Annotated in this window: 11 protein-coding genes; 4 read left to right on the forward strand and 7 right to left on the reverse strand. The window is 69.2% G+C overall.

Going from position 1 to position 12,233, the window contains the following annotated elements; all coding sequences use genetic code 11:
- Positions 1–9: 9 nt before the first annotated feature.
- Positions 10–693, forward strand: coding sequence for a DnaE2-dependent mutagenesis accessory factor ImuA' (gene imuA', locus AC5Y4T_RS13600; RefSeq protein ID WP_499920537.1), 684 nt, complete (start codon positions 10–12; stop codon positions 691–693).
- A gap of 3 nt (positions 694–696) precedes the next feature.
- A complete protein-coding gene (locus AC5Y4T_RS13605) occupies positions 697–2,280 on the forward strand; it encodes a DNA polymerase Y family protein (RefSeq protein ID WP_499953679.1) in 1,584 nt (527 codons plus the stop codon).
- Here the strand turns inward: AC5Y4T_RS13605 and AC5Y4T_RS13610 are convergent.
- From AC5Y4T_RS13610 to AC5Y4T_RS13625, 4 genes are all read right to left on the reverse strand, one after another.
- The gene (locus AC5Y4T_RS13610; protein ID WP_499947692.1) at positions 2,271–3,428 is read right to left on the reverse strand and encodes an alpha-hydroxy-acid oxidizing protein; all 1,158 of its coding nucleotides are present in this window, start codon (positions 3,426–3,428) and stop codon (positions 2,271–2,273) included. The two genes, AC5Y4T_RS13605 and AC5Y4T_RS13610, sit on opposite strands and share 10 nt — an antisense overlap.
- Before the next feature lie 72 nt (positions 3,429–3,500).
- Positions 3,501–4,754 carry a 3-oxoacyl-ACP synthase KasB gene (kasB, locus tag AC5Y4T_RS13615; protein WP_499920530.1) on the reverse strand — a complete coding sequence of 418 codons (1,254 nt, stop codon included), beginning with the start codon at positions 4,752–4,754 and terminating at the stop codon, positions 3,501–3,503.
- Between the two features lie 152 nt (positions 4,755–4,906).
- Positions 4,907–5,359 carry a hypothetical protein gene (locus AC5Y4T_RS13620; RefSeq protein ID WP_499947688.1) on the reverse strand — a complete coding sequence of 151 codons (453 nt, stop codon included), beginning with the start codon at positions 5,357–5,359 and terminating at the stop codon, positions 4,907–4,909.
- Positions 5,360–6,391, reverse strand: coding sequence for a nucleoside hydrolase (locus AC5Y4T_RS13625; RefSeq protein WP_499953682.1), 1,032 nt, complete (start codon positions 6,389–6,391; stop codon positions 5,360–5,362).
- 32 nt (positions 6,392–6,423) lie between these two features.
- Here AC5Y4T_RS13625 and cmaA1 point away from each other — a divergent pair, with 32 nt between their 5' ends.
- A complete protein-coding gene (gene cmaA1, locus AC5Y4T_RS13630; protein ID WP_499920524.1) occupies positions 6,424–7,311 on the forward strand; it encodes a cyclopropane mycolic acid synthase CmaA1 in 888 nt (295 codons plus the stop codon).
- On the opposite strand, the gene AC5Y4T_RS13635 is transcribed toward cmaA1, so the two are convergent.
- Entirely contained in the window at positions 7,312–9,324 is a 2,013-nt protein-coding gene (locus AC5Y4T_RS13635) for an SDR family oxidoreductase (RefSeq protein ID WP_499953684.1), read from the reverse strand.
- 57 nt (positions 9,325–9,381) lie between these two features.
- Positions 9,382–10,095, reverse strand: a complete 714-nt coding sequence (locus AC5Y4T_RS13640) for a histidine phosphatase family protein (RefSeq protein WP_499920520.1) — start codon at positions 10,093–10,095, stop codon at positions 9,382–9,384.
- A 138-nt stretch (positions 10,096–10,233) separates the two neighbouring features.
- Between AC5Y4T_RS13640 and AC5Y4T_RS13645 the strand changes: the two genes are divergently transcribed.
- On the forward strand, positions 10,234–11,100 hold the full coding sequence (locus tag AC5Y4T_RS13645) for a MaoC family dehydratase (RefSeq protein ID WP_499920518.1): 867 nt from the start codon (positions 10,234–10,236) through the stop codon (positions 11,098–11,100).
- Here the strand turns inward: AC5Y4T_RS13645 and otsB are convergent.
- Positions 11,097–12,233, reverse strand: a complete 1,137-nt coding sequence (gene otsB, locus AC5Y4T_RS13650; protein WP_499953686.1) for a trehalose-phosphatase — start codon at positions 12,231–12,233, stop codon at positions 11,097–11,099. The two genes, AC5Y4T_RS13645 and otsB, sit on opposite strands and share 4 nt — an antisense overlap.

Below are 12,233 nucleotides of genomic sequence, written 5' to 3' on the forward strand. Positions count from 1 at the left end.
AGGCTGGTCATGACCGCGGCTTTTGCCTCCAGTCGTCACCGGGAAACCCGTGCTGAGCAGCTGGAATCGCTTCGCCGGCGGATGGCGAGCATCTCCGGGAAGAAGGCCGCGCCCGCCGCCGCCGCGCCCACTGAGGACCTGCTGCCGAACTCGGAATCCCAGCTGGCCCTCCCGCCGTGGCTGGCCGAACTGCTGCCCGCGCCGGTGCCGCGGGGCACGGTCGCGGTGCTCTCGGGCGCCCGGTCGCTGCTGCTGAGCATGGTGGCCGCCGTCACGGCGGCCGGCGGCAACGCTGCAATCGTCGGCCAGCCGGACATCGGGCTGCTGGCCGCCGCGGAGATGGGTGCGGATCTGAGCCGGCTCGCGGTGATACCGGATCCCGGCACCGATCCGGTGGAGGTGGCCGCGGTGCTCGCCGACGGCATGGATCTGGTGGTCCTGGGGCTGGGTGGGCGCCGGGTGCCGCCCACCCGGGCGCGGGCGGTGGTGGCCCGCGCCCGGAACAAGGGCTGCACCCTGTTGGTCACCGGCGGCGATTGGCAGGGGGCGCCGACGCGCCTTGCCGCCCGGGTCTGTGGTTACGAGATCACCGCAGACGGCCGTCCCGGATTCGGCCGGATCGGTGGGGTGCGGCTGCAGGTCAGCGGGACGTGCGCGGGACGACGGGTGATGACCCCAGCGCGAGCCGGGTAGCCCATGGTATCCCCTTCTAACTCAAGGGTTTTGGCGATCTGGTGCATGGATTGGCCCGCGGTCGCGGCGGCGACGGCCGCGGGTCTGTCCGCGACCGCCCCGATCGCGGTCACGCTGGCCAACCGGGTGATCGCCTGCTCGTCGGCCGCCCGCGCGGCGGGGGTGCGGCGGGGACTGCGGCGTCGGGAGGCGGCCGCCCGGTGCCCGCAACTGCACGTCACCGCCGCCGACGCGGACCGCGACGCCCGTTTTTTCGAAGCGGTGATCGCGGCGGTGGACGACCTGGTGCCCCGCGCCGAGGTGCTGCGGCCCGGCCTCCTGGTGTTGCCGGTGCGTGGGGCGGCCCGCTATTTCGGGTCCGAGGCCACCGCCGCCGAACGGCTGATCGATGCGGTGGCTGTGAGTTCAGTGGCCGGCGCGGAGTGTCAGGCCGGGGTCGCCGACCAGTTGTCCACCGCGGTCTTCGCGGCGCGGGCGGGCCGTGTCGTCGAGCCGGGGGGTGACGCGAAGTTCTTGTCGGTGCTGTCCATCCGCCAACTCGCCACCGAGCCGAGCCTGTCCGGCGCCGGCCGAGAAGAGCTGACAGACCTGTTGTGGCGGATGGGGATTCGCACCATCGGGCAGTTCGCCGCGCTGTCGCGCAGCGACGTGGCTTCCCGGTTCGGCGCCGACGGGGTGGCCGCACACCGGTTGGCCCGCGGCGAACCCGAACGGCCGCCGTCGGGCCGGGAGCCGCCGGCCGAACTCGAAGCCGTGCTGGACTGCGACCCGCCGATCGACCGGGTGGATGCCGCGGCGTTCGCCGGGCGCTCACTGGCCGGCAGCCTGCATCAGACGCTGATGGCCGCCGGTGTGGGATGCACCCGGCTGGCCATCCACGCCGTCACCGCCAACGGCGAAGAACTGCACCGGGTATGGCGGTGCGCCGAGCCGTTGACCGAAGATGCCACCGCCGACCGGGTGCGCTGGCAGCTCGACGGATGGTTGAGCAGCCGCACCGCGCGCAATCCCCGTCCCACCGCCGCGGTGACGCTGTTGCGGCTCAAGGCGGTGGAGGTGGTCTCCGCCGAGGCGCTGCAGTTGCCGCTCTGGGGCGGCCTGGGCGAGGAGGACAGGCTGCGGGCTCGCCGGGCGCTGGTGCGGGTGCAGGGTCTGCTCGGCCCGGAAGCGGTGCGAGTGCCGGTGCTGTCCGGCGGGCGCGGCCCGGCCGAACGCATCACGCTGATCCCGCTCGGCGACGAGCCGGTGCCGCGGGCCGATCCCGATCCGCCGTGGCCTGGCCGGCTGCCCGAGCCGTCACCGTCGGTGCTGCTGGACGACCCGGTGGAACTGCTTGACGCCCAAGGAAACCCGATACGGGTGACCATCCGGGGGCTGTTCTCAGCCGACCCCGCACGCATGATCGCCCACGGCCGCGACGAGCGGCTGTGCTGGTGGTCCGGGCCCTGGCCGGTCGACGAGCGATGGTGGGGCCCCGAATTGAGTAAGGGCCGCACCGCCCGCGCCCAGGTGTTGCTGGAGAACGAGCGTGCGCTGCTGCTGTGCTATCGCCAGCGACGCTGGTATGTGGAGGGGAGTTACGAGTAGGTGGGCCGCAGCGCCTCGGGGGTCAGGTCCTTCAGCGAGGGATACCCGTCGACGGCCATGATCAGGTCCGCCTCGGCCAGCAGCGAGCGCAGCACGTGCACAACGCCGTCCACGCCACCGAGCGCCAGCCCGTAGGCGTAGGGTCGGCCGATCCCGACGGCCGTCGCCCCCAGCGCGAGCGCCTTGATGATGTCGGCCCCGCTGCGCACACCCGAGTCGAACAGCACCGGCATTCCGTCGGCCGCCTCGAGCACTTCGGGCAGGCAATCCAAGCAGGGCAGCCCACCGTTGGCCTGCCGTCCGCCGTGGTTGGAGCAGTAAATGCCGTCCACGCCAATGTCTTTGGCGCGGCGAACATCGTCGGGGTGGCAGATGCCCTTGACCATCAGCGGCAGGTCTGTCTCCGCCCGCAGCCACTCCAGGTCGTCCCACCGGAACGGGCCGCCGAAGATCGGCAGCTTGCGCACCGCCGCCTCGGTGGCGTCTTCGCCCGGGCTCAGGTCGGCGCGAAAAACCGGGTCGCTGGTGTAGTTGGCCAGACACCCGCTGGGCACCTGCGGGTAGTTCCCCCCGCTCAGATCGCGAGGCCGCCAGCCGGTGACCCAGGTGTCCAGGGTGACGGCGATGCTTTTGAAGCCGGCCGCCTCGGCGCGGTGCACCAGGCTGGCGCCCATCTTGCGATCCGGCGGCGTGTACAGCTGGAAAAACGCCGGGGTGTCCCCGAGCTCGGCGGCGATATCTTCCATCGGGTCGGAGGTAAGCGTGCCGACGAAGAACGGGACACCGGTGCGGACCGAGGCCCGCGCACACAGCATGTCCCCGTGGCCGTTCGGGTCGCACACCCCGATGACGCCGATGGGTGCCATGAAGATCGGAGACGGAAACTTCATGCCGAACAGCTCGACCGACATGTCGCGTTCCTCCGGGGCGATCCCCATCCGCGGATACAGGCCCCAGCGCTTGAACGCCGCACAGTTGGCGCGCTGGGTGTGCTCGTCACCGGCGCCGCCCGCGACGTATTGCAGCACTTTCGGCGTCATCGCCGCGGCGGCCTTTGCCTCCAGGTCCTCGAACTTGATCGGGTACTGGGGCTGATTTCCGTGCAGCGACTGGTCGTACAACTCTTTTTGATAATCGGCGAAGGCCATAGTCGCTGACTTCCCCGTGCCTGGATCACCAAACGAGCGCTCGAGGATCAGCGCGGCGGTCTATGCCGCGGATCAGTAGCGCCCGAAGGCGATGGCCACGTTGTGTCCGCCGAACCCGAACGAGTTGTTGATCGCGTACTCGTAGTTGCCCGGCCGTGGTTTGCCGGCCACGACGTCGAGGTCGATTTCGGGGTCGAGGTTTTCCAGGTTGAGCGTGGGCGGGACCACCTGGTCGCGCAGCGCGAGCACGGTCAGGATGGATTCCACGGCTCCGACCGCGCCCACCGAGTGGCCCAGCGCGGCTTTGGGGGCATAGACGGCCGGCTTGTTGCTGCCCAGCGCGTTGTTGATGGCCTTGCTCTCGGCGACGTCACCGACGGAGGTGCCGGTGGCGTGGGCGTTGACGTGGTGAATATCGCTGGGGGACAGGCCCGCAAGCTGGATGGCCCGGCTCATGGCGTGCCCGGCGCGTTCGCCGTTGGGGTCCGGCGCCACCATGTGGTAGCCGTCGGAGGTGATGCTGGCGCCCATGATGCGGGCCAAGATGTTGGCGCCGCGGGCTTTGGCGTGTTCCTCGGTCTCGATGACCATCAGCGCGCCGGCCTCGCCGAACACGAAGCCGGTGCGGTCGCGGTCGAACGGGCGACACGCGCCCACCGGGTCGTCGTTCTTGGTCGACATCACGATGCGCATCTGAGCGAACGCCGCGATCGCGACCGCCTCGATCCTGACCTCCACGCCGCCGCAGATCGCAATGTCGGCCTCGCCGAACACGATGTTGCGCCACGCCTGCGCCACGCCCTCAGAACCCGACGCGCACGCCGACACCGGCGTGATCACCCCGGCCTTGGCGTGCCGCTCCAGTCCCACCGCGACGGCCGCTCCGTCGGGCATGTACTTCGACACCGCCAGCGGTGAGACCCCCTTGATGCCGCGAGCCCGCAAATCGTCGTAACTGAACACGATCTGCTCCGCGGACCCCAGGCCGGTGCCGATGGACACCATCAACCGATCGCTGTCGACCTCCGGCGAACCGGCGTTCTCCCAGACCCGACGGCTCAACACCGTCGACATCCGCTGCAGGTAACCCATCCGGTGGCGTTCGGCGCGCGTCAGTCCGGCGTCGAATTCCTCCTGCAGATGCCCGCCGATGCGCACCGGCAGGTCGAATTCCTCGACGAACGAGTCCTCGAGCTTGCGGATACCACTTTGCCTGTCCAGCAACAACTTCCAGGTGGTTTCGGCATCAGTTGCCAGCGCGGTCGTCATCGCCACACCGGTGACGACCACATTGGGCAACGCTTTTCCGGTAACCAACTCCGTCATGACTTGCAAAAACCTTTCACTTTCAGGGCCGCCGACGCGTCACGTCGACCCCCCTCCCCACCAAACATGAAAACACAATGCGTCATTGCCCCCAACGGCGGAAACGTTGGACGGCCGCCTTTCGCTTTGCGGATATCGCAGCTCACCCGGCGTTATTGCGCGCGGACCGCCTGCGCCCGCGCCATCAGCCCTCGACCGCCGGGCAGCGCGCCCACCACGGCGCGGGCCAGCCGGTCGCGGCCGTGCACACCGTCGGTCCTGGCTTTGCCGGCGCGCAGGTGGCGCCAGCCCAGGACCGCCCACGACGCCGCGACGACGGCGTCGGTCACCCCTCCGCGAGCGCGGCGCCGGTCGACCACGGCCAGGCCGAGCGCCGTCGCCGAGTGCACGGTGTCGACCCAAACCCCCGCCGCCAGCACCTCCGGGCCGGGATTGACCCCCGACAGCGCCGCCTGAGTCAGGTGGCGTGCGCCCAGGATCCGGGTGACGACGAGCGCCTTGCGGTCCACCCGCACCCCGTGGATGTGCTCGAGCACCTCGCCCGGGGCGGCCAGCAGCACGGCGCCCCACCCCGCCCGGATCAGCTCGATCGCACGAATCTTCATTCAGAAACCCCCTATTTGACGTGCGAACAGTCCCACCCGTTCGATGAACCGATCGAAAAATGCCGCCGCGTCCACGTCAATCCCGATGAGCGCGTTGGGTTCTCGACGGTTCGACCAATCCGTCACCGTCATGGCGCGGGTCAGCGTTCCGGTCAGCTCGATGTCCACCGTCGCCGGACGCGTCTTGACCAGTTCGGGATCCAGCGCGACGGCTGCGGCCAACGGATCGTGCAGGTGTGCCTGATACCCGTGGCCGAGTTCGTGATAGGCCTCCAGGTAGAACCGCATCGCGTCCTCGATCACCCGAATCAGCGGGTTGGACGCGCTCGACCGGGTTCCCGGCGCGTCATGTTCGCCCAGCCGCGTCGTCGTCGACTCCGCGACCGCCGCCAGGCGCGCCAGGTGATCGGGCGTCATCGCCACCTTGCGCGTCAGATCAAGGCCGCACAGAATCGGAAGCCGCTGTTGCCCAACGACTTCCGGGCACCAGGCGGCCAGCACCTCGGCCGCCGCCTCGGGGTCGACGCTGATGTTCCACTCCGCCACCGCGGTGGTGTTGCCCCGGTGATCGTAGGAACCGCCCATGATCACCAGCCGCTTGAGCAGCGCCGGCAACTCGGGCTCGTCGCGCAGTGCCAGCGCGAGGTTGGTCAGCGGCCCGGTCGCCACGCCGATGAGCTCGCCGGGATCCGCGCGCGCCGCGCGCACCCAGGCGCCGGCCGAGTCGTAGCCGGTGAGCCGGCCCGACCCCGGCGGCAGGTCGGCGTAGCCCAATCCCCTGGGGCCGTGGACTTTTGACGGCAGCCGCATCGGGCCGGTCAGGGTCTGCTCGTAACCCCTGGAAACCGGGATCCCGGTGCGTTTACACAGCTCCAGCAGGCCCAGGTTGTTTTCGCAAACCTGCTTTACCCCAACGTTTCCCCCGGTCGAGGCGATGCCGACCACTTCGGCGTCCGGGCTGGCGAACAGGTACATCAGCGCCAGCGCATCGTCCACGCCGGTATCGACGTCGACGAAAACGGGCGAGTTCATTGCTTCCAAGATACCGGGGCTAGGCTGGCACGATGCCAACCACGTCGGAGCCCCCCGAGGGGACTGATCTCACGCCGCACTTCGACGATGTGCAGGCCCACTACGACCTGTCGGACGAGTTCTTCCGGCTGTTTCTAGACCCGACCCAGACCTACAGCTGCGCCTACTTCGAGCGCGACGACATGACGCTGGAAGAGGCGCAGATCGCCAAGATCGACCTCGCGCTCGGCAAACTCGGCCTGCAGCCGGGCATGACGTTGCTCGACGTCGGCTGCGGTTGGGGCGCCACCATGATGCGCGCGGTGGAAAAGTACGACGTCAACGTCGTCGGCGTCACCCTGAGCCGCAACCAGGCCGAACACGTCGAACGGCTGATCGCCCAGTCCGGTAGCCCTCGTTCGGCGCGGGTCCTGCTGAAAGGCTGGGAGCAGTTCGACGAGCCGGTTGACCGGATCGTCAGCATCGGCGCCTTCGAGCACTTCGGGCACGAGCGCTACGACGCGTTCTTCACCCTGGCGCATGACCTGCTGCCCGACGACGGGGTGATGCTGCTGCACACCATCACCGGGCTGCATCCGAAGGAGATGGCCGAACGCGGCATGCCCATCTCGTTCACGTTCGCCCGGTTCATCAAATTCATTGTCACCGAGATCTTTCCGGGCGGGCGGCTGCCGTCGATACCGATGGTGGAAGAACGCGCCACCGCGAACGGCTTCACCGTGAGTCGCGTGCAGTCGCTGCAGCCGCACTACGCCAAGACGCTCGACATCTGGGCCGCCGGACTACAGGCGCACAAGGACGAGGCCATCGCGGTGCAGTCCGAGGAAGTCTACGAGCGGTACATGAAATACCTGACCGGTTGCGCCGACGCGTTCCGGATCGGATACATCGACGTCAACCAGTTCACGCTGGAGAAATGATCACCAGTGCACGCCGGGCACCAGGCGGACCAGCCGCTTGACCGGGCGGGGTGTCCGGATGCCCCGGGCGACGGCGCGCACGGGCCGGCTGGGCTTGCGCCGCGCGGTCCGGGGAGCGGGCGTCGGCGCGGGTTCGGCGGTCAACCCGCGCGCCGCGGCCGAATCGGGATAGCCGAGGTAGAGCTGGTGCAGCACCCGTCGCGAGGTCCTCGGCGCGAAGTAATTGCCGGCCTCGGCGAGCGTGCCCAGCGGGGTGTCGATGCGGGCCGGCTTTTCCACCAGGCCGCGCACCACCATCGCCGCCGCACGCTCGGGGCTGATCGCCGGCACCGGGTTGAGCCGGTGTGACGGCACGATCATCGGGGTGCGCACCAGCGGCATGTGGATGTTGGTGAAGGTGATGTGGTCGGACAGCACCTCCGAACCCACCACGTCGGAGAACGCGTCCAGCGCGGCCTTCGACGGCAGGTAGGAGCTGTACTTGGGATTGCGCGCCTGCACGCCGGCGCTCGACACGTTGACGATGTGACCGAATCGCCGCTCGCGCCAATGCGGTAACAGCGCGAGCACCATCCGCACCGCCCCGAAGTAGTTGACCGCCATCACCCGTTCGTAATCGTGCAGCCGGTCGGTCGAGTTGACCACCGAGCGGCGGATCGACCGTCCGGCGTTGTTCACCAGGTAGTCGACGTGGTCGAAGCGCCCCAGGATGTCTTTGACCGTGTGTTCCACCGACGCGGAATCGGTGACATCGCAGGTAAAGGCATGGGCGGCACCACCATTGGCGCGGATCTCGGCGACCAGCGAATCCAGCGCCTCACCGCTGCGGGCCAGCGCGAAAACGGTTGCGCCCCGCTCGGCGATCGCGATGGCCGCCGCCCGGCCGATGCCGCTGGACGCGCCGGTGACGATGACGTGGCGGTCCCGCAACGGTTCGTGCGGATCGTCGCGGCGCGCACGGTCCGGATCCAGGTGCTCCGCCCAGTACCGCCACAGCTTGGGCGCGTAGCTGGAGAACTCCGGAACGTCTATGCCGGTGCCCCGCAAGGCATTTCGTGTCTTCTCGCTGACGAAGGTGGGGGCCAGGTCTACGACGTCGAGCACCTCGGCGGGAATGCCGAGCTGGGTGGCCGCCATGTTGCGCACGACTCTGGCGCGTCCGCGCACCTTGAGCACCGGAGCGGCCACCGCGCGGGGGAGTGAACCGCGCAGCGGCGGCAGCCCGGCCGCCTTGGCCACGCCGCGGTAGATGCCGCGCAGGCCAATCGTTTTCTCGGCGGTCAGGTGGAACGTCTGTCCGTCACGGCCGTCGGCATGCATCAACGCGACCAGCGCGTCGACGACGTAGTCGACCGGGACGATGTTGGTGCGGCCGGTGTCGGGCAGCAGCATCGGGGTCAACGACGGGAGCACGGCCAGCTTGGCCAGCACGCCGAAGAAGTAGTACGGCCCGTCCACCTTGTCCATCTCGCCGGTGCGCGAATCGCCGACCACCACCGCCGGGCGGTAGATGCGATGACGCAGTCCGGGCGCCGAGCGCACCAGCAGCTCGGCCTCGAACTTGGTCTGGTGGTACGGCGTCGGCAGTTGCTGGCCGACGTCGAAATCGTCCTCGGTGTATTCGCCGGCGAAATCGCCGGCCACCGCGATCGACGACACATGGTGCAAGGTCGCGTCCAGCCGCTGCGCCAGCCCGATCACCGCGCGGGTGCCCTCGACGTTGCTGGCCCGCTGCTCGGGCTCGCCGGCGGTGATGTCATAGATCGCCGCACAGTGCACCACGTGATCGATCCGGCCCAGCTCGGCAACGACCTCGTCGCTCAGCTCCAGCTCGGGCAGCCCGGCGACCAGCGGTTTCACCCGCTCGCCCCAGTGTTCGGCGAGCCGCTCGAAGCGGCCCAGCGACTGCCGTCGCACCAGCACGAACACCTGCGCGTCGGATCGTGATTCCAGAAGACGAGACACCACACGGCGACCAATAAACCCGGTACCGCCGGTAACGACATACCGCATGAAGACATGGTGGCGGTGACGGCCGCGCACGTCAACTGTGATGTTCAGCGCGCAGCGCTAGTTGCGGAAGTCGCGGATCCCGTCCCAGTCGACCAGCGTCCAGCCGTTCATCGGATTACCGCTGATCACCACGCGACCCGTATTGGGAATCGGGTGGCTGTCCATCAGGCTGTCCTTGGCGTTCTTCACGTTCAGCAGCGTCCACACCATGATGGAGTTCCGGTGCGAGAACACCACCGGGTTGCGGTGGCCGCTGTTGTAGATCTTGTTGACGGCCCCGGTGAACTGGTCGTTGAATTCCTTGCCGCTGACCGAGCCGGGGATGCTGTTGGAGACGTCGCCGTTGATCCAGTCCACCGGCGCCAGCATGTACGTCGACTTCGACATCGACTCGGGCTTGCCGTTGTACCAGCCGGCGTTGATCTCCTGGAGGCCGGGCAGAACCTCCACCTGCTTGCCGAGCTCGGCAGCCAGCGGAGCGGCGGTTTGCTGAGCCCGGGTCATCGTGGAGGCGTAGACGCTGTCGTAGTCCTTATGGCCCAGTTGGTGCGCGAGCTGTTCGGCCTGCGCCTTGCCCTCTGGGGTCAGGCCCGGGCCAGGCACCTCGGTGTCGATGATGCCGGCGGCGTTGGCCTCGGACTGGGCGTGCCGGATGAATGTGACGGTGATGGACCGCGCCTGCGGCGAACCACCGCAGCCGGCGACGATCATCGTGGCGGTGAGCGCGGCGAGCGTCACCGCGGCTTTCCGGATCATGCTGCGCTTGGGCATGTCGATAGCCTGCCCTGCCGACGCCTCCGGTGGGAAGGGTTTGCGCTGGTTTGTTACCGCGCGGCCTACAGTAGCGCCGCGATTCCGCCGGATGCCAGAGTGGACTTCAGGATCCCTACCAACGATCAGGAGACATTCATGGCGATTGATCCGAGTGCCGTCGGCGCGGTCACCGAGCCCATGCAGTTCGAATGGACCGACCGGGACACGCTGCTCTACGCGCTCGGTGTCGGCGCCGGGGTCGAGGACCTGCCTTTCACCACCGAGAACAGCCACGACATCGACCAGCAGGTGCTGCCCACGTACGCGGTCATCTGCTGCCCGGCCTTCGGCGCGGCCGGTTTGGTCGGAAAGTTCAACTGGGCCATGCTGTTACACGGATCCCAAAGCATCCGGCTGCATGCGCCGCTGCCGCCCGCGGGCAAGCTCTCGGTCGTGTCCGAGGTCGCCGACATCCAGGACAAGGGTGAGGGCAAGAACGCGATCCTGGTGTTGCGCGGCCGGGGCACCGAGCCGGATTCCGGGCAGCTGATCGCCGAGACACTCACCACCCTGGTCATCCGCGGCGAGGGCGGTTTCGGGGGCATGCCGGGGCAGCGGCCCGTCGCGCCGGAATTCCCGGACCGTGAGCCCGACGCCCGCATCCCGCTGCCCACCCGCGAGGACCAGGCGCTGATCTACCGGCTCTCCGGAGACCGCAACCCGCTGCACAGCGACCCGTGGTTCGCCCGGGAGCTGGCCGGCTTCCCCAAGCCGATCCTGCACGGGCTGTGCACCTACGGGGTATCGGGTCGAGCGCTGGTGTCCGAGTTGGGTGGGGGTGTCGCGGCCAACGTCACCTCGATCGCGTCGCGGTTCACCTCGCCGGTGTTCCCCGGCGAGACGCTGACCACGCTGATCTGGCGCACCGAGCCGGGCAAGGCCGTGTTCCGCACCGAGGCTTCCGGCCCGGACGGGGCCGACACCCGGGTGGTGCTCGACGACGGCGCCGTGGAATACGCCTAGCGCTGGAGATTTTGGAGCTGATCGGCCAGCCGGTCGGTGAACTCGCCCGCCCGGGCGGGGCTGTCCAGAGCGAACAGCGCCGCGGTGGCGCGGTCGCCGTCGTCGCCGTGGCGCACCAGGATCGGCACGCCATCGGCGCGCACCGCGTCGAACGCGTCCTCGTCGGTGATGTCGTCGCCGAGGTAGACCGGCGTCAGCGAACCCGACCCGGCCTCGTGCAGGTGATCGATCACCCAGCGCAGCGTTTTTCCCTTGTCCCAGTCCAGGTCTGGGCGCAGCTCGATGACCTCGCGGCCGGTGGTCACCCGAAGCTCGTCGCGGCGACCCGCCGCGCGCACCGCCGCCAGCACCTCGCCGACGCGGTCGCGCTCGGCGTTGCGGTAATGCACGGCCACCCCGAATCGCTTGTGCTCCACCGCAACACCGGCGATCGCGCCGAGCTGGTCGCGCAGCTGAGCGGCCGCCTGCTCGAGCACCGGAATGGCGGCGGCCGCGTCGTCGTTCTGGTGGTGCGTGCCGTCGGGGGCGGTCAGCTCGAAACCGTGGCTGCCGGCATACCAGACGCCAGGCACGCCAACGCGTTTCGTGACGTCGGCGAGATCGCGGCCGGACAGCACCGCGACGGGGCACCGAGCGGCCAGTTTTTCCAGCGCCTCGGTGGCCCCGGCGACGGGCCGCGCCGAGTCCGGGTCGTCGACGATGTCGGACAGGGTTCCGTCGAAGTCGAAGAACACCGCCGGTCGCCGGTCGGCCAGCCCATCGGCCAGGGCCTGCGACGCGTCGGGCAGCTGCGACATCCGGCGGTCGCCGGTCCGCACGGTCACATCGCCCAGATCGGCGACCACCGCGTCGGCCTCGCGTAACGCGCCGCCGTTCCCGGCCGGGTCGACGCCGATCACCAACGCGAAGCCGGCGGCACGCGCGGCCTCGACCCCCGCGGCATCCCCGGCGACCACGACGCAGCGGCCTGGGCGTACCCGCAGACCGTCGGCCGCCTGCACCGGACCGTCCGCCGAAATGACGGCGGCGCCCACCCCGATCTCGCGCAGCTGTGCGGCCAGCGCGGAGCCCAGCGCGGACTCGGTGTCGAACAGCACCGCATCGTGGCGGCGCGGGTCGATCGTGGCGGTCAT

This window comes from Mycobacterium sp. NGS11, from assembly GCF_059813315.1.

Coding starts and splice junctions, on each gene's coding strand:
- imuA' (WP_499920537.1), top strand. CDS start 10: ATGACCGCGGCTTTTGCCTCCAGTCGTCACCGGGAAACCCGTGCTGAG.
- AC5Y4T_RS13605 (WP_499953679.1), top strand. CDS start 697: ATGGTATCCCCTTCTAACTCAAGGGTTTTGGCGATCTGGTGCATGGAT.
- AC5Y4T_RS13610 (WP_499947692.1), bottom strand. CDS start 3,428: ATGGCCTTCGCCGATTATCAAAAAGAGTTGTACGACCAGTCGCTGCAC.
- kasB (WP_499920530.1), bottom strand. CDS start 4,754: ATGACGGAGTTGGTTACCGGAAAAGCGTTGCCCAATGTGGTCGTCACC.
- AC5Y4T_RS13620 (WP_499947688.1), bottom strand. CDS start 5,359: ATGAAGATTCGTGCGATCGAGCTGATCCGGGCGGGGTGGGGCGCCGTG.
- AC5Y4T_RS13625 (WP_499953682.1), bottom strand. CDS start 6,391: ATGAACTCGCCCGTTTTCGTCGACGTCGATACCGGCGTGGACGATGCG.
- cmaA1 (WP_499920524.1), top strand. CDS start 6,424: ATGCCAACCACGTCGGAGCCCCCCGAGGGGACTGATCTCACGCCGCAC.
- AC5Y4T_RS13635 (WP_499953684.1), bottom strand. CDS start 9,324: ATGCGGTATGTCGTTACCGGCGGTACCGGGTTTATTGGTCGCCGTGTG.
- AC5Y4T_RS13640 (WP_499920520.1), bottom strand. CDS start 10,095: ATGCCCAAGCGCAGCATGATCCGGAAAGCCGCGGTGACGCTCGCCGCG.
- AC5Y4T_RS13645 (WP_499920518.1), top strand. CDS start 10,234: ATGGCGATTGATCCGAGTGCCGTCGGCGCGGTCACCGAGCCCATGCAG.
- otsB (WP_499953686.1), bottom strand. CDS start 12,233: ATGACCGCCACGATCGACCCGCGCCGCCACGATGCGGTGCTGTTCGAC.